The 15168-nt window shown below is 49.9% G+C and carries 14 protein-coding genes and 2 tRNA genes; 4 read left to right on the top strand and 12 right to left on the bottom strand.

Going from position 1 to position 15168, the window contains the following annotated elements; genetic code table 11:
• Positions 1-133: 133 nt before the first annotated feature.
• The 8 genes from gloA to rsxA are packed head-to-tail and all read right to left on the bottom strand — an operon-like array spanning position 134 to position 6907.
• Positions 134-538 (bottom strand): lactoylglutathione lyase, encoded by a 405-nt coding sequence (gene gloA, locus K0504_RS06625; RefSeq protein ID WP_220103385.1) that lies wholly within the window; start codon positions 536-538, stop codon positions 134-136.
• Between the two features lie 9 nt (positions 539-547).
• Complete coding sequence (nth, locus tag K0504_RS06620; protein WP_220103384.1) at positions 548-1183, bottom strand: endonuclease III; 636 nt, start codon at positions 1181-1183, stop codon at positions 548-550.
• Between the two features lie 5 nt (positions 1184-1188).
• Positions 1189-1890, bottom strand: coding sequence for an electron transport complex subunit E (locus K0504_RS06615; RefSeq protein ID WP_220103383.1), 702 nt, complete (start codon positions 1888-1890; stop codon positions 1189-1191).
• Positions 1890-2522: an electron transport complex subunit RsxG gene (gene rsxG, locus K0504_RS06610; RefSeq protein WP_220103394.1), complete on the bottom strand. Its 633-nt coding sequence runs from the start codon at positions 2520-2522 to the stop codon at positions 1890-1892. The genes K0504_RS06615 and rsxG overlap by 1 nt, the downstream gene beginning before the upstream one ends.
• Positions 2519-3571 (bottom strand): electron transport complex subunit RsxD, encoded by a 1053-nt coding sequence (gene rsxD, locus K0504_RS06605; RefSeq protein ID WP_220103382.1) that lies wholly within the window; start codon positions 3569-3571, stop codon positions 2519-2521. The genes rsxG and rsxD overlap by 4 nt, the downstream gene beginning before the upstream one ends.
• Positions 3568-5739 (bottom strand): electron transport complex subunit RsxC, encoded by a 2172-nt coding sequence (rsxC, locus tag K0504_RS06600; protein ID WP_220103381.1) that lies wholly within the window; start codon positions 5737-5739, stop codon positions 3568-3570. Before rsxC ends, rsxD begins: the two co-directional genes overlap by 4 nt.
• Positions 5736-6326 (bottom strand): electron transport complex subunit RsxB, encoded by a 591-nt coding sequence (gene rsxB / locus K0504_RS06595; protein WP_220103380.1) that lies wholly within the window; start codon positions 6324-6326, stop codon positions 5736-5738. Before rsxB ends, rsxC begins: the two co-directional genes overlap by 4 nt.
• On the bottom strand, positions 6326-6907 hold the full coding sequence (rsxA, locus tag K0504_RS06590; protein WP_220103379.1) for an electron transport complex subunit RsxA: 582 nt from the start codon (positions 6905-6907) through the stop codon (positions 6326-6328). The genes rsxB and rsxA overlap by 1 nt, the downstream gene beginning before the upstream one ends.
• A 151-nt stretch (positions 6908-7058) precedes the next feature.
• Between rsxA and K0504_RS06585 the strand changes: the two genes are divergently transcribed.
• Entirely contained in the window at positions 7059-7934 is an 876-nt protein-coding gene (locus K0504_RS06585; RefSeq protein ID WP_220103378.1) for a DMT family transporter, read from the top strand.
• A gap of 12 nt (positions 7935-7946) precedes the next feature.
• Here K0504_RS06585 and K0504_RS06580 read toward each other — a convergent pair whose 3' ends face one another.
• A complete protein-coding gene (locus K0504_RS06580) occupies positions 7947-9878 on the bottom strand; it encodes an EAL domain-containing protein (protein WP_220103377.1) in 1932 nt (643 codons plus the stop codon).
• A 285-nt stretch (positions 9879-10163) separates the two neighbouring features.
• Here K0504_RS06580 and K0504_RS06575 point away from each other — a divergent pair, with 285 nt between their 5' ends.
• Positions 10164-11228 (top strand): glycosyltransferase, encoded by a 1065-nt coding sequence (locus tag K0504_RS06575; RefSeq protein ID WP_220103376.1) that lies wholly within the window; start codon positions 10164-10166, stop codon positions 11226-11228.
• A 10-nt stretch (positions 11229-11238) separates the two neighbouring features.
• On the opposite strand, the gene waaA is transcribed toward K0504_RS06575, so the two are convergent.
• On the bottom strand, positions 11239-12588 hold the full coding sequence (waaA, locus tag K0504_RS06570; RefSeq protein ID WP_220103375.1) for a lipid IV(A) 3-deoxy-D-manno-octulosonic acid transferase: 1350 nt from the start codon (positions 12586-12588) through the stop codon (positions 11239-11241).
• Between the two features lie 68 nt (positions 12589-12656).
• Between waaA and K0504_RS06565 the strand changes: the two genes are divergently transcribed.
• Together K0504_RS06565 and K0504_RS06560 are read left to right on the top strand one after the other, a co-directional pair.
• Positions 12657-13703, top strand: a complete 1047-nt coding sequence (locus K0504_RS06565; RefSeq protein ID WP_220103374.1) for a glycosyltransferase family 9 protein — start codon at positions 12657-12659, stop codon at positions 13701-13703.
• Positions 13693-14808, top strand: a complete 1116-nt coding sequence (locus tag K0504_RS06560; protein WP_220103373.1) for a glycosyltransferase — start codon at positions 13693-13695, stop codon at positions 14806-14808. Before K0504_RS06565 ends, K0504_RS06560 begins: the two co-directional genes overlap by 11 nt.
• 151 nt (positions 14809-14959) lie before the next feature.
• Here the strand turns inward: K0504_RS06560 and K0504_RS06555 are convergent.
• Both K0504_RS06555 and K0504_RS06550 read right to left on the bottom strand, forming a co-directional pair.
• Positions 14960-15035: transfer RNA gene (locus K0504_RS06555), tRNA-Asn, on the bottom strand.
• A gap of 41 nt (positions 15036-15076) precedes the next feature.
• Positions 15077-15153, bottom strand: a tRNA-Asn gene (locus tag K0504_RS06550).
• Positions 15154-15168: the final 15 nt, after the last annotated feature.

Here is a 15168-nt window from a genome sequence, read left to right as displayed (position 1 = left end):
AGTGCGCTTTGTTTTTGAAGGGATTCGCTTTTCCATCATAGGTCTCCAATGTGTAAACCTATTTCAGGACGGGACAGCGCGATAAAAAAAGCCAGCGATTGAAGCTGGCTTTTTTATGCGTTACTCAAGGTGTTCAGCCAAGCCCCACGCTGGCATTTTTATTTTGGATTAGCTCCAACTTATAACCATCGGGATCCTCAACAAAGGCTATTTCAGTGGTGCCGCCTTTAACTGGGCCAGGCTCGCGCGTGATGTTGCCGCCTGCCGCTCGAATGCTGTCGCACGTTGCGTAAACATTCTCCACGCCAATTGCGATATGGCCAAAGGCATTGCCATGATCGTAGCTCTCTGTTCCCCAGTTGTAGGTCAGCTCAATGACAGCCCCTTGACTTTCATCACCGTAGCCGACAAAGGCGAGGGTGTATTCGTATTCCTTATTTTCATTGGTGCGTAACAGCTCCATTCCCATGATTTTGGTGTAAAAATCGATAGAACGCTGCAAATCACCCACTCGAATCATGCTGTGTAATACGCGCATGGTGGCTCCTTAAATTTCAGTTTTTTCTTTGAATTCACATAAATCTTCAATGATGCAGCTACCGCACCGTGGTTTTCTGGCAACACAAGTGTAGCGGCCGTGCAGAATGAGCCAATGGTGTACATCAACCTTAAATTCAGCGGGCACCACTTTCAGTAATTTTTGTTCGACTTGGTCGACATTTTTGCCCATTGCAAACTTGGTGCGGTTGGACACGCGATAGATATGAGTGTCGACCGCAATTGTCGGCCAGCCAAAGGCTGTGTTCAGGACGACGTTAGCGGTCTTTCTGCCAACGCCGGGTAACGCCTCCAGCGCTTCTCGGTTTTCTGGCACTTCGCCACTGTGAAGATCGAGCAGCATGCGACAGGCTTTAATGACGTTTTCTGCTTTGGTGTTAAACAGGCCAATGGTTTTAATGTATTTCTTCAGGCCGTCAACACCCAGATCCCAAATCGCTTGCGGTGTATTGGCGACCGGAAACAACTTGTCGGTTGCTTTGTTTACACCAACGTCCGTAGCTTGGGCTGACAGGGTGACCGCCACGAGCAGTTCAAATGGCGAGGAAAAATTTAACTCGGTTGTTGGTTCTGGGTTGGCTGCGCGTAAACGCGTCAGGATCTCTCGTCGTTTTTCTTTATTCATGATGATTATTCTGCGTTGCCACTGACTCGAACCCGCTCAATGGTAGGTGCTGGCTGATGGCGTTTTTGTCGTTCAGCCGCCGCGTTATCAACAATGTTCTTCAGTGCGATTAAAAAGCCCATCACCAAAAAGGCGCCAGGCGGCAGTAGGGCAATTAGAAACTCTTGGTCAAACTCAAGCAGCTGTATCGTCATACCCGCGGCAGCGGGGCCGAACAAGTTCTCGGCGCCAACGAGCAAGGTGCCTTGCCCTAGCAGTTCACGAATAGCGCCAATAGCAACCAGTACCAAGCTAAAGCCTACACCCATCATGAGCCCGTCGAGCGCCGATGGCAGAAGTGCATTTTTAGAAGCAAATGCTTCAGCGCGACCGATAATGGCGCAGTTTGTCACAATGAGTGGAATGAAAATGCCCAGCGCCAAATACAAGTCATAGGTGTAGGCATTCATCAGCAGCTGCACAGTGGTGACGAATGCTGCGATGATCATCACGAATACTGGGATCCGAATTTCTTTAGGGATCCACTGACGGACCAAGGACACGGTCACATTTGAACCCAGCAGAACTAAGGTGGTCGCAATGCCTAACCCGAGACCGTTAATAACCGTCGACGAAACAGCCAGTAATGGACAAAGACCCAGCAATTGAACCATGGCCGGATTGTTTTTCCAAAGGCCCAGCCAACTGATATCAAGTAATTGATTCATCATCCGTCCTCACAATTGGCATCGGCACTCAACAACATGTCAGCATTAGCCTGATAAAAGAGAACCGCATTTTTTACCGCAGAGACAACTGCTCTGGGCGTGATTGTCGCACCGGTGAACTGATCAAATTGGCCGCCATCTTTATGGACTGCCCACGCAGGATCTTTGCGGTCAGTAACGGTTTTACCCATGAAACTGTCAATCCAATCGCTTTTTCGGCGCTCAATTTTATCGCCAAGGCCTGGCGTTTCTTTATGTTGTAGCACGCGCACGCCCAATATTTCACCTTGAGTGTTGAGACCAACAATGAGATCGATATTGCCCGTATAGCCGTTGGGTGCGGTAGTTTCTATGGCCACAGCGGTGGCTTCATCGCCAAGCGTTGCTAGGTAGGCTTGCTGAGGGGCTATGCCACCGAGTAAATGATCATCCTGTACCATAAAACAATGTTCGGCGAGGTTATTGTCGTGCAACTGGTGCGGAATGACCTGATTCAATACTTTAAATTTATTATCGAGCTCCGCCTGCTTAATATCGGGCGCAGTGATCACAAAAGTAGCCGCGACCAAACCGGTGCAAACGAGTGCGAATAACGCCAAGACCAAGCCGTTTTTGCCAATCGTATTCACTATTGACGCTCCTTATGGCCGTAGGTTCTGGGTTTGCAGTAGTAATCAATCAACATCACACTCATGTTGGCTAGTAAGACTGAAAATGCGACAGCATCTGGGTAACCGCCCCACGTTCGAATCGCGTAAACCATCGCACCGATGAGCGCGCCAAATATCCATCGACCTTTAACCGTGGTACAAGCTGAAACCGGATCGGTGGCAATGAAAAATGCCCCCAGCATGGTGGCGCCACTGAACAGATGCATCATGGGAGAGGCTGCCCCGTCAGGTTGGAAAGCAAAGCTAATTCCGCTAATCACAAACAGGCTTAACAGCATGCCGCCAGGAATTGCCCAACTAATGACGCGGCGGTAAATTAGGTACAAACCACCCAGTAAAAATGCCAGATTGACCCATTCCCAACCGGCGCCGGCGAATACACCAAAGACGGGGTTTTGTTGGCTTTCGTCCAGTGTTAAACCTTGTCGCAAGTCGGTTTTAATGGTGTCCAAAGGCGTTGCTGCAGTGATGCCATCAAGTGTCATTCTAGCTTGCTGTATCGAATAACCGTCACTGCTAAAACCTGTAAATACGAGATTGAGGCTGTCCCATAAGCCCATTTGATGCTGCGCCTGCGCCACCACGGGTTGCCAACTTGTCATGGCAACAGGGAAGGAAATAAGCAGCAATACGTAACCGGCCATCGCAGGGTTAAACAGGTTATTTCCTAGGCCGCCATATAAATGCTTGACCACGCCAATGGCAAATACCGCAGCAATTACGGTCATCCACCAAGGTAAAAACGGTGGTAGTGCAATACCCAGTAACACGCCAGTGAGCAAAGCGCTGCTGTCGCGGGTAATACGAAAGACGGGGCGTGCTCGCATGATGAGAATGACAGCCTCGGTCACCCAGCAAGCACTGACTGCTAGCATGATTTGAATCAGGTTACCCCAGCCAAAAAAGTACCACTGGATCGCAATGCCAGGAATGCAGCATAAAATCACCATGCGCATGAGTTCATGGGTTTTTAGCGATTGGCGAGTAAACGGAGAGCTCAATAAATTCATGAGTCAGATTGATCCTTACTGCGTGGTGTGGCGTCAGGTGAACGTTGGTTTTCAGCCTGTTGCGCTTGGCGTTTTGCTTTAGCACGAGCCACGGCAGCAGCAACACGCGCGGCTTTATCATCGGCCGCAGGTTTATCGGTCACTTGCTCGGTTAGGTTTGCTACTGGTTGTTCAACTGAGTCGCCAGCTTGAGTCTGTTGCGCTTGGCGTTTCGCTTTAGCATGAGCCACGGCAGCAGCAACGCGAGCGGCTTTATCATCGGCCGCAGGTTTACCGGTCACTTGTTCGGTTAGGTTTGCCGCTGGTTGTTCAACTGAGTCGTCAGCTTGAGTCTGTTGCGCTTGGCGTTTTGCTTTAGCACGAGCCACGGCAGCAGCAACGCGAGCTGCTTTGTTATCGGCTGCAGGAACGTCGGCGCTTTGTTGTGCGCTATCTGCGGGCAATTCAGTTGGCGTTGCACCTGAATCTTGAACGGCCTGCGCAGCCTTTTGTGCTTTGCGGGCTCTTGCTTCTGCTTTACGTGCTTCCCGCTGGGCGGCCACATCGCGGTTATCAGGGATGGTTTGACCGCTTTCATCAACTACTGTTTTGGGTGGGGCGCTTACTGCGCCTGCTTTTTTGGCTTTGGCACGGGCTAAGGCCGCAGCTACGGCTGATTTTTTATCATCGGTAGCAGCTGGCGCGCTGGCTTGTTGTTCGCGCTCGGCCATGGCTTTGAGGCGAGCTTGGGCTGCTTGCTGATGTTTTTCCGCTCGAGCTATTTTTTCTTGCTCTAAACGTAAGTTGCGACTTTCAAAGCGTTGTTTGGCTCGTTCTGATTTTAACTGCTCTTGTTTGCTCGCCCGGATCGCCGCTTTAGCTTGGCGATACTCAAGTACAAGTGGGATTTCACTTGGGCAAACATAAGCGCAAGCACCGCATTCAATGCAGTCATTTAGATTGTGTTCGCTGAGCTTTTCGTGATCTTCGGCGAGCGCGTACCAATGCAATTGTTGCGGTAATAGGTTGACCGGGCAGGCGTCAGCGCAACTGCCACAGCGTATACAAGGCACTTGATTATCTGGTGATGAAAGTTCATTTTGACCGGGTACAATCAAACAGTTGGTTGTTTTGATCACTGGCCCGGAAAGTTTTGGCAATTGATACCCCATCATCGGGCCGCCAACAATCACCTGTGATAACTCATCGAGGCCGTGATGATGAAGCAAGTCTTCGATTGGCGTGCCCAACAGTACCCAATGATTAGCTGGCTTTAACACCCGTTGACCGGTCAGAGTCACGACCCGAGAGATGAGTGGCTCATCGTGATAAACCGCGCGAGCAACCGCATGGGCGGTGCCAACATTTTGCACCACAATACCTAAATCTGCAGGGATCCCTGAGTGGGGCACTTCCTCGCCGGTAATGATTTGTATCAGTTGGCGTTCACCACCAGACGGATACTTAGCAGGAATGGAGCGTACTCGGATTTGATCATAGTCGGCGGTTGCTTGAGTCATGGCCTCGATGGCTTCAGGCTTGTCATCTTCAATTGCGATCACCACCACTGGATGGTCAAGCAGCCTTGCCATTAGCAGAATACCTTGCACAACCTCATTGGCGTGAGCTTGCATTAAGGTGTCGTCGGCACTGATGTATGGTTCGCATTCAGCCCCATTCATCAGCAGTAACTTGATGTCGGCAACGGGCGTCAATTTAATTTCAGTTGGAAAACCTGCGCCTCCCATACCGGAAATGCCAGCATAACGAATGAGTTGCAGCAAGTCGTCGTTCGACAGTTCATCAGCATTGGCATATGGCTGGCGTGGCCGCCATTCATCGTTACCATCCGAGCGAATCGTTAATGTCAGCTCACTAAGGCCCGAAGGGTGATTGGCTGCGCCTTGACTAATAGATTCAATAATCCCAGACGTTGGCGCGTGTACGGGCACGGCCATACCATGCGTTGGTTCAGTCAGGAGCTGACCTTTTAGCACTCGTTCGCCTTCAGTCACGTTAATGTGGCCGGATTGGCCAATGTGCTGGCGAACCGGTATGCGCACCACTGGCGGTATCCAATAAGGCTGAATGGGCAGCTGACGTGACTGCTCTTTATTGTATTTGGGGAATACGCCGCCTTTGTAATCCCAGAGTTTGTCTGTTGTGAGTAGCTGTTTTACATCAATCATTTGGCGCTACCACCATTTACTGCGGCTTCGGTTGTGATTTGTTTCACTGGAATTTCGTTTAGTTGCCACTGCCACGTTTGCACGGTTGGTGTCACTGGTAGCATGTCGATACAGTCCACAGGGCAAGGCTCAACGCATAAATCACAACCAGTGCACTCATCGGCAATCACAGTGTGCATTTGGCGCGCGGCGCCAACAATAGCGTCGACTGGGCAAGCTTGAATGCACTTGGTGCAGCCGATGCACTCATCTTCACGAATGTATGCCACAGTTTTAATATCTGGACCCGCATGGGCGTCATTGAGAGGCTTGGCTTCTCGGCCCAATAAATCGGCTAAGCGTTTGATGGTTGCATCGCCACCTGGTGGGCACTTGTTAATCTCATCACCATCGGCAATGGCTTTGGCGTAGGGCTTACAACCGGGGTAGCCACATTGGCCACATTGCGTTTGCGGTAGCAATTGGTCGATTTGATCGACAATTGGATCTTCATCAACTTTGAATTTGATGGCGGCGTAACCGAGCGCTAAACCAAATAACAGGGCAAGCGCGCCGAGCGCGATTAAGGCGAGAAACACGGCATCCATTACAGTTTCACCAACCCGGTAAAGCCCATAAAGGCGAGGCTCATTAGGCCTGCGGTGATCATCGCAATGGCCGTGCCTCGAAAAGGCAAGGGCACATCGGCCGCAGCAATGCGTTCGCGCATCGAAGCAAAAAGTACCAGTACTAACGAGAAACCAACGGCAGCGCCAAAGCCATACAACAATGATTCAATAAAGCTGTGTTGTTCGTTGATATTGAGGAGCGCCACACCCAGTACTGCACAGTTGGTGGTGATCAAGGGTAAAAAGATGCCCAGCAACCGGTACAACGATGGGCTGGTTTTTTGCACCACCATTTCGGTGACTTGAACCACCACGGCAATCACGAGAATGAACGCCATGGTGCGCAAAAACTCAAGCGATAGGGGAACCAGCAGGTAATGCTCAACCAGATAAGACGTTGCCGAGGCCTGCGTCAACACAAAGGTGGTTGCCAGCGACATGCCAATCGCGGTTTCCAGTTTGCTCGATACGCCCATAAAAGGACACAAGCCAAGGAATTTGACCAGCACAAAATTGTTGACCAGTACCGTTGCAATGATCAGAAGCAGGTAGTCGCCCATGTTCCCCCAAATTATTGTTTAGCGGGCTATAAAACCCGGCTATTATCCGATTTTGACAGCCTGATAACAACCAGCTGAGAGCAGGGATTTTGTCTTCCTGTTTAGAGCTGGTATGGTTGCCGGCCTTTTCGCCCAAATGACAGTCAATTGCATGAAAAATAACCCACTTCTTCCGGTATTAGCGCTGGTGCTTGCCACCTTGTTGTGGGGCAGCTCGTTTATTGCACTGAAAATAGCGTTCACCGATTACCCGCCAATGGTGGTTATCTTTTTGCGCATGGTCGCAGCTAGCGTGTGCTTCTTGCTGATGTGGCCAAAATTGCGCCATTTCCAATACCAAGCCGGTGACTGGAAATTGCTACTACTGATGTCGCTTGCTGAGCCCTGCCTTTATTTCATGCTCGAAGGCCTAGCGCTTCAGTATACGTCAGCTTCACAGGCAGGGATGATTACCTCTTTATTGCCGCCAATGGTAGCGCTGGCAGCATTTGTCGTATTAGGTGAGCGCTTGAATCGAATTGCCGTGAGCGGCTTTGGTATTGCGTTTGTGGGCGTTGCTATCTTGAGTGGGTTTGCGGAGCAAAGTGAGCATGCTAGTAATCCGCTGTTGGGCAATGCACTAGAGCTTGCGGCCATGGCTTGCGCTGCGGTGTATTGCCTGTGTCTGAAAAAACTATCGCAACGTTATTCACCCATTTCACTTACTGCGTTACAGGCATTCGCCGGTACGATCTTCTTTATGCCGATGGCCGTGTATGTTGGGATCCCACCATTAAGCTTTGATGTATCGATGATGGCGACCTTGTACCTTGGGGTTGGCGTAACGCTTGGGGCTTATTTGCTGTACAACACAGCCATCGCCCATATTGAATTGAGCCGAGCAACGGCGTTTACCAACCTCATCCCAATTTTTACCCTGTTGTTTGCTTACCTGATCTTGGGTGAAAAATTAACGTTGGTGCAGTTGCTGGCCTGTGGTTTGATTTTCGCCGGCGTGCTGGTCAGTCAACACCGGCGATCGAGCTAAGCGCTTAGTGGCTTAGCTTTCAAAGCTGATGGTGGTTTCGTCGGGTGATTCTATAGGCTCAGGCTTACCCACGAAATAGCCTTGAATTACGTCGATATTCAAGGTGTCGAGCAATTGTTTTTGCTCAACCGTTTCTACCGCTTCAGCAATCACTCTGACGCCCATTTGGTGGGTGATGTCGACAAGCGTACGAATGAAGTATTGCAGCTTGCGATCTTGTTCTAGCTCGGCGGTGTGACTGGCATCGAGTTTGACCCAGTCTGGATTTAGCTCGCGGAAATACTTCAACGACAAAATCGACGTGCCAAAGTGCTCAATGGTAAAACGAGCACCCACTCGATGAATGATATCGATGATTCGACGGCCAGCGGAAATGTCCGAGGTCAAACCATGCTCGGAGACTTCAAACACCAATCGGCGGGTAATGGAAGGATCACGTAACAACTGCCGTTCTAACCAAATACAGAAATGAGCATCCATGATGCTGCTGTTCGACAAGTTAATGGCGTAGTTATCGGTATAAGGAGCGGTGTTGCGCGCTAACTCAACCGCATGCTCGATGATGGTTTTATCCAATTGAATCATCAAGTCATTGCTTTGTGCTTGCGCAATCAAACTGGCGGTGGACAAGGGCTCACCGTTGGCATCAACAAAGCGGGCTTGTAATTCGGTATATACGCTGGTGTTATCGTTCAAGGCCATTTGTGGCTGACCGTAAAGCGTGACGCGACTTTCTTCAATAATGTTGAGAATAACGGAGCGCCATTGTTGCTTGCCTTGCTCGGCTTGGCTGATTGGACTATCGCTAAAGTGCCAGCTATTGCCGCTGCGGGTGGTCGCTAAGCTAAGCGCATTATCACATCGAGCCAATAATTCGCTGACATTGTCACCCGATTGAAAGTCGGTGATGCCAACATTGGCCAACTCTTCTTTACCCAGTTTGCGCGCTAATTCATTGATCAGGCCGGTATAAAGCTGGGCAATTTTTTGATGTTCTTTTTTCGCTTCAAAATTAAAGACCACAGCCAGATCGCTGGTGTTTAAGCGATAGCAGCTGAATCGTTGGAAATGGGCGGTGGCACCTTCAATCACGGTTACCAATTGTTTGATGTAATCATCGCCAGCCGCGTAGCCGGATTCATCATTAATAGCACCCAACGCATTGGCTCGCATGATCACCAGCAAACCATAATTGGTGACAGATGATTGCTGCAGCAAATGCATCATTTCTTCTTTAAACAGGTTCTTGTTACCAAAACCGGTTAAATCATCGTGGAAGGCGTGGCGTTGTAACGTCGCGATTTCTTCATTTTTTACTAATAACGGCGTGACAACTTTTTGAACCACTAAGCTCAGTGGCTTATCGAGTTGTTTCATCGCCTCGCTGGTGGTCTCAGGCAGAACTGCGTGGGTTTCAAGTTTACTGATTTTGAGCAGGGCAGCTTCGAGGTTTTGATGATCAAGCTTGACTTGCTGCCGGTTGCCGCGCTGCAACAATAGGCTGAGCAGGACTGCCAATGCCGTCAGGGTGATAAAACAAAACAAAATGGTATTGGCAGTTTGAGCGAGGGCGCTGCTGTGATCTAACGACAACTGAACGTTGTAACCGCGCACGGTAATGTTGTGGTGACCGTCAATCGTTAAATTAGAGAGTAGGCTGGCGGGCATAGTGAACCTCACCGGACGTTGGTAGTCCAACAAGGTTTGATTGCTATCAAGATCGGTAATGGTCAGTTGGTAAAGCGCAAATTGACGTTCAAGCGGTTGCCAGTCAGGGGCTGACGTCGTGGTATCGATAATAATGCCGCGAGCCATTTGCAATGCTCGCTGGCCATCGCTTTGCAGCGCTTGGTTAAGATTCATGATGGTGATGATCAGCATCACAATCGCACAAAGTGCAAACAGAACCCAAGTAGTTAGTTTTAGTTTCGCAACTGCCGACATATTGCAGATTTCCTTTGCTTTTATTGTGGGCTCGGTGGTCGTAGCGCTAGCCATCAAACGCATCAGTAATGAGGTTACTGACATTATCTCAATTGACTAAAATTTGCTGTTATAACATACAGCAAGGACCAACTAGCCTATTTTTAAACCGCCAGCATGATAACTGGTTTTGTGAGCTACTCCTATGAGGTCGTTACCATTTTATGAGCAATGTACTATCCAAGCCTTTACCTGAAACTGAGAGCTGTTACCATTTGGCGCGGTAACAGCGTGGGGAGCTGAAACTTGAGAATTTGCCAAATCATGATGAATAAAGCCGTTGGTGGAGCCGAGCGGGTGTTTGTTGACACCAGTTTGGCGCTTGCTGATCGCGGTCATATGGTGGAGGCAGTTGTTCACCCCGAATTTTTATGGGCCAACAAATTACGTCATGACAACATCCGTTTGCACCGGCTTCCTGTGGTTTGCCGCTACAGTCCGCTGGCGCGTTGGCGTTTGGCTTGTTTGCTGGCAGAAATTCAGCCCGACGTGGTCCATGCCCACTTACGTAAGGCCATGTCCTTACTGGCAACAACCCCGCAACGACTCGGTATTCCGTTAGTCGTTACCCTGCACAATTATGGCAATGTTAAACGCTATGCTCACGCTGACCGTCTGATTGCGCTGACGCCAGCTCACCGAGCGTATCTTATCGCCCACGGCGTTGAGAATGACCGTGTTGATGTTATTGGTAACTTCACTCGCCTCAAACCATTGTTGCAACCGCGCAGCTATCAGCAACCGGTACGATTGTTCGCTATGGGGCGGTTGATTCAGAAAAAGGGTTATCACCATTTAATTAATGCTGTGGCACTTTGTCACCAACAAGGCGTGCCGGTGGCATTGACCATAGCGGGCGATGGGCCTGACGTGTATGCACTAAATCAGCAGATCCGTACTTGTGGTCTTGCTGAGCATGTTCACCTGAAGCCTTGGGTATCCGACATTAGTAAAGCATTCTCAGAATTTGATGTGTTCGTTTTGCCATCAACCAGCGAACCGTTTGGTATGGTGTTAATTGAGGCGATGTCACAGCGTCTTGCGATTGTCAGTACACGTACTGAAGGCCCCAAGGATTTTCTCACCGAGCAGCAAGCTTGGTTGACTGAGCCGGGCGATGTACAGGGGTTGGCGGAACAACTGATAAAAGCATACCAAGCGCAGCCCGAACAACTGCAGCAAAAAGCAGAAGCTGGCTTTAAGCTTTATTGCAAAAGTTTTAGCCCTTGTTCGTCGGTGCCTCGGTTAGAAACGGTGTACCGCCAAGCTCAATCTTATTCGGGTGGTTCACCGGTGGCCAACCTCGGCTAACGTGTTGCTGTCACTCGTCTAGCAGTGACGTAATCGCCGCTTGAGTTTTCTCTTTTGCGCCTTGATGGCGACTTAATACTTGGCTGGCTGCTAATGTCATGTCGTTCGCTTGCGCGGCATCTGTCAATAGTGTGGTTACCGCTGTTGCCAGTGCTGGTGCGTCGTTTGCCCAGCGCACCGCCTGTTGTTCATCAAGCATTTGGTACACTTCGGTAAAGTTAAATACATGACGGCCACTTACGACTGGCCGGGTCAATGCGACTGGCTCTAACGGATTATGACCGCCACGCTCAACTAAGCTGCCACCAACAAAAGCAATATCAGCCGCTCGATACAACACCATCAATTCGCCCATGGTATCGCCGAGCAGTACATTTGCGGTGTGTAGTTGTTGCCCGGATACGTCGTGGTTACTGCGGCGTTCAAATGACAGGTTGTGTTGGCTAATCAGTTTGGCTACTTGATCAAACCGCTCGGGGTGCCTTGGCACCAAAATGAGTAGTGCGTCGGGATGACGATGGCAAATGGAGGCGTGGGCTTGCAGCAATATGTCGTCTTCGCCATCGTGGGTGCTGCCAGCAATCCAAATAGGGCGTTTTTCGCCTAATTCTATGCGTAGCGTGTTGCCGCGCTCCAATAAGTCATCGGCAATGTCCATATCAAATTTTAAATTGCCGGTAAGCTGTAATTGGTTGCTGCGGGCTCCCAGTGCGGCAAACCGATCGAGCGTTGCTTGGTTTTGGCAGCAAATCAGATTGACTGGAGCCAGTAGGTGCTGGGTTGCCACAGGCCAACGACCATAACGATTAAAAGAGCGCTCTGACAGTCGAGCGTTCATCACCAAGGTTTTGACCTGATGACGTTTGGCTTGGTACAACAAATTGGGCCAAAGCTCCGTTTCCATAATGACCGTGACCGCCGCTGGGATCCTTCGGTAGAACGTGCTCATGGCCATTGGCAGATCGTAGGGCAAATAGCTGTGACTAACTTGATCGCCTAGCCGCTTTTGTATTTCACGTGAACCCGTTAACGTCATGCAAGTGACATGTACCTGATCAGTCGGGTGTTGCTTTAACCACAAGTTAAGAAGTGGCAACGCCGCCAAGGTTTCACCCACTGAGACCAAATGAAAATGGATGATGCGGCCGTTAGTTCGATCCAACGGGGCAACAAAACCCAATCGTTCCGACCAACGTTGGCGGTGGCCAGCATCTTGGCGCGAACGCCACAATTGACGACCCAAAATGATCGGCAAGGCAAGAAATAGCAGTGTGGAATAACAAAGTCTGACAATCATGGCGGTAGAATTTGCTGCGGCGGGGCCATTAGGTTTGTTGATTACAAGCGGCGATCGTATCATACCCTCATCGTTTTGCTTACCTCCTTGTTGTTCCAATGGAGAGGTAACCCGTTAGGCGCACAATTTTCATGCAGCGAATTCTTATCGTCCGGCTCAGTGCCATTGGTGATGTCATCATGGCATCGGGTATTGTTCCAGCGCTTCGTAGTCGTTATCCAAATGCCCATATCGCTTGGTTGGCTGAACCTGCCGCACAGCAAATGCTCAAAGAAACCGACGGTATTGATCAGATCATCGTTTGGCCGCGGCAACAATGGCAGCAATTATGGAAAGCTAAAAAATACAAGCAACTGTGGAATGCTATTGGCGAATTTCGCCAGCAACTCCACTCGCAAAACTTTGATACGGCTGTTGAAATACAAGGCCTGCTGAAAAGTAGTTTTCTCGCTTGGTTGTCTGGTGCGAAACAACGCTTTGGCTTTAAGTCGAAAGAAAAATCCCATTGGTTGCTGACCGATGCCATTGAGAAGCTCAACAATGATCCGCGGATCAGCTCCGAGTATCGCCAAATGGCCCGCTACTTGGGAGCCGATGATGATAACCATTTCCGCATGACGATTGGTATTAAGGGCGCGACACTCGGCGAAGCGCGTTACAAACTGCTGCAAGCTGGAATCAATGGCCCTTATGGATTGATCTTGCCGTTTACTACGCGGCCGCAAAAGCATTGGTTTGACAAACATTGGTTCGCACTAGCGGAGCAGTTTGCAGCAAAATACGACATGCCACTGGTGATGCTCGGCGGGCCGGGCGATAAAGAACATGCCGAAAAGCTGGCCGCTGCGAGTGAGCACATCGTGAATTTAGTGGGGCAAACCAGCCTGACAGAAACCGCAGCTATTATTCAACAAGGTCGCATGGCGATTGGCGTGGATACTGGCCTGACGCATTTATGCATCGCCCAGAAAACACCTGTGGTGGCGCTGTTTGGCTCAACCCGACCTTACCTTGATACGGGATGGGTGGGCGCTCGTGTGATTTATCATGATTTGGATTGTTCGCCTTGCCGACGTCGACCCACATGCGATGGTGCGTTTACCTGCTTAGAACAAATAACCGCAGATCAAGTCATGGCTGAATTGCAGCAATTAAGTGAGCTACGTCATGGCCACTAGTTCTAGTAAACCAATGCGAGTGCTTCACCTTGAAGCCGGCCGACATCTATATGGCGGAGCGCAGCAAGTCTTTTATATTTTGCAGGCGCTGCAACACTCCGATATTGAATACTACTTAGCGTGTCCGCCGGGCAGTGACATTGCTCAATCAGCAAGCGCTGTGGCTCAGGTTTTAGAAGTGCCCATGAACGGCGACATTGATGTTGGCTTAGTGTTCCGATTAGCCCGCTTGATTAAACAACATCAGATCGACTTATTGCACGTGCAATCGCGCCGAGGCGCTGACTTGTTCGGCTTGTTGGCAGCCAAAAAAGCAGGGATCCGAGCGATTGTGTCGCGCCGTGTTGATAACACTGAACCGGGTTGGTTTGCACGGTGGAAATATCACGGTTACCAACAAGTGATCACTATTTCAGAAGGCATTCGGCAGGTACTGTTAAGCGAAGGGGTCCAGCCCGAACACGTCAAAACCATTCGTAGCGCGGTGGATACCGATAAATTTCAGCCCGATGAAACAGCCAGTGCGCGCCTAAAGAAAGAATTCGAATTACCTCAAAATAGCTTGAACATTGGCGTCATCGCGCAGCTTATCGAGCGCAAAGGTCACCACACGTTACTGCACGCATTGCCAGAAATTTTGCAGCAACTTCCTCAAGTGAATGTCATCTTTTTTGGCAAAGGGCCAGAACAGGCCAAGCTGCGCGAAATGGTGAATCAGTTTGGATTGACGTCAAAAGTTCATTTTGCCGGTTTTCGTACTGATATGCCGTCGCTATTACCTGGGTTAGATCTGGTTGTTCACCCCGCGTTTAAAGAAGGCCTTGGTGTCAGTTTGTTACAAGCAAGCGCATGCGGTGTGCCGGTTATTGCAGGCCGAGCGGGAGGCATTCCAGAGGCGGTTCGAGACGATGTGAATGGCTATTTGATGACGCCTGGTGAAATCCCTGAACTAACTGCATTGATCTTAAAGGTGATGGCAGACCACGAACTGCGCAGTAAGTTAGGTCAACAAGGCCGGCAGCTTATGTTGGACGAGTTCAGTATTCAGGTAATGGCCGAAGGCAATGAAGCGGTATACCGTCAATTACTGTCATTAAAGGATTAAGATTAACGAACTCACGTTTTAGTCTTTCTTGACGGGCAGGGGCACTACAAGTGGCCTTGGCTGTTTGATGATCGAACGCTGCAGTTCAACGCTTAACTTAGCCGTAGCTTAATAGCAAAAAAGCCCGCTCAATGAGCGGGCTTTTTCGATGTGGCTCCTCCAACTGGGCTCGAACCAGTGACCTGCGGATTAACAGTCCGTCGCTCTACCAACTGAGCTATGGAGGAATAAACTTGTTTTGATTCCGCCGGAGCCGAATCTAAAAATGTGGCTCCCCAGGTTGGAGTTGAACCAACGACACATGGATTAACAGTCCACCGCTCTAACCAACTGAGCTACTGGGGAATTGCTTTTTCACGA

It is taken from the genome of Neiella holothuriorum (assembly GCF_019457915.1).
GTDB classification, from domain to species: Bacteria; Pseudomonadota; Gammaproteobacteria; order Enterobacterales; family Neiellaceae; genus Neiella; species Neiella holothuriorum.
The sequence above is the reverse complement of the archived record's forward strand: the minus strand, read 5'-3'. Positions and strand labels throughout refer to the sequence as shown.

Coding starts and splice junctions, on each gene's coding strand:
- gloA (WP_220103385.1), bottom strand. CDS start 538: ATGCGCGTATTACACAGCATGATTCGAGTGGGTGATTTGCAGCGTTCT.
- nth (WP_220103384.1), bottom strand. CDS start 1,183: ATGAATAAAGAAAAACGACGAGAGATCCTGACGCGTTTACGCGCAGCC.
- K0504_RS06615 (WP_220103383.1), bottom strand. CDS start 1,890: ATGAATCAATTACTTGATATCAGTTGGCTGGGCCTTTGGAAAAACAAT.
- rsxD (WP_220103382.1), bottom strand. CDS start 3,571: ATGAATTTATTGAGCTCTCCGTTTACTCGCCAATCGCTAAAAACCCAT.
- rsxC (WP_220103381.1), bottom strand. CDS start 5,739: ATGATTGATGTAAAACAGCTACTCACAACAGACAAACTCTGGGATTAC.
- rsxB (WP_220103380.1), bottom strand. CDS start 6,326: ATGGATGCCGTGTTTCTCGCCTTAATCGCGCTCGGCGCGCTTGCCCTG.
- rsxA (WP_220103379.1), bottom strand. CDS start 6,907: ATGGGCGACTACCTGCTTCTGATCATTGCAACGGTACTGGTCAACAAT.
- K0504_RS06585 (WP_220103378.1), top strand. CDS start 7,059: ATGAAAAATAACCCACTTCTTCCGGTATTAGCGCTGGTGCTTGCCACC.
- K0504_RS06580 (WP_220103377.1), bottom strand. CDS start 9,878: ATGTCGGCAGTTGCGAAACTAAAACTAACTACTTGGGTTCTGTTTGCA.
- waaA (WP_220103375.1), bottom strand. CDS start 12,588: ATGATACGATCGCCGCTTGTAATCAACAAACCTAATGGCCCCGCCGCA.
- K0504_RS06565 (WP_220103374.1), top strand. CDS start 12,657: ATGCAGCGAATTCTTATCGTCCGGCTCAGTGCCATTGGTGATGTCATC.
- K0504_RS06560 (WP_220103373.1), top strand. CDS start 13,693: ATGGCCACTAGTTCTAGTAAACCAATGCGAGTGCTTCACCTTGAAGCC.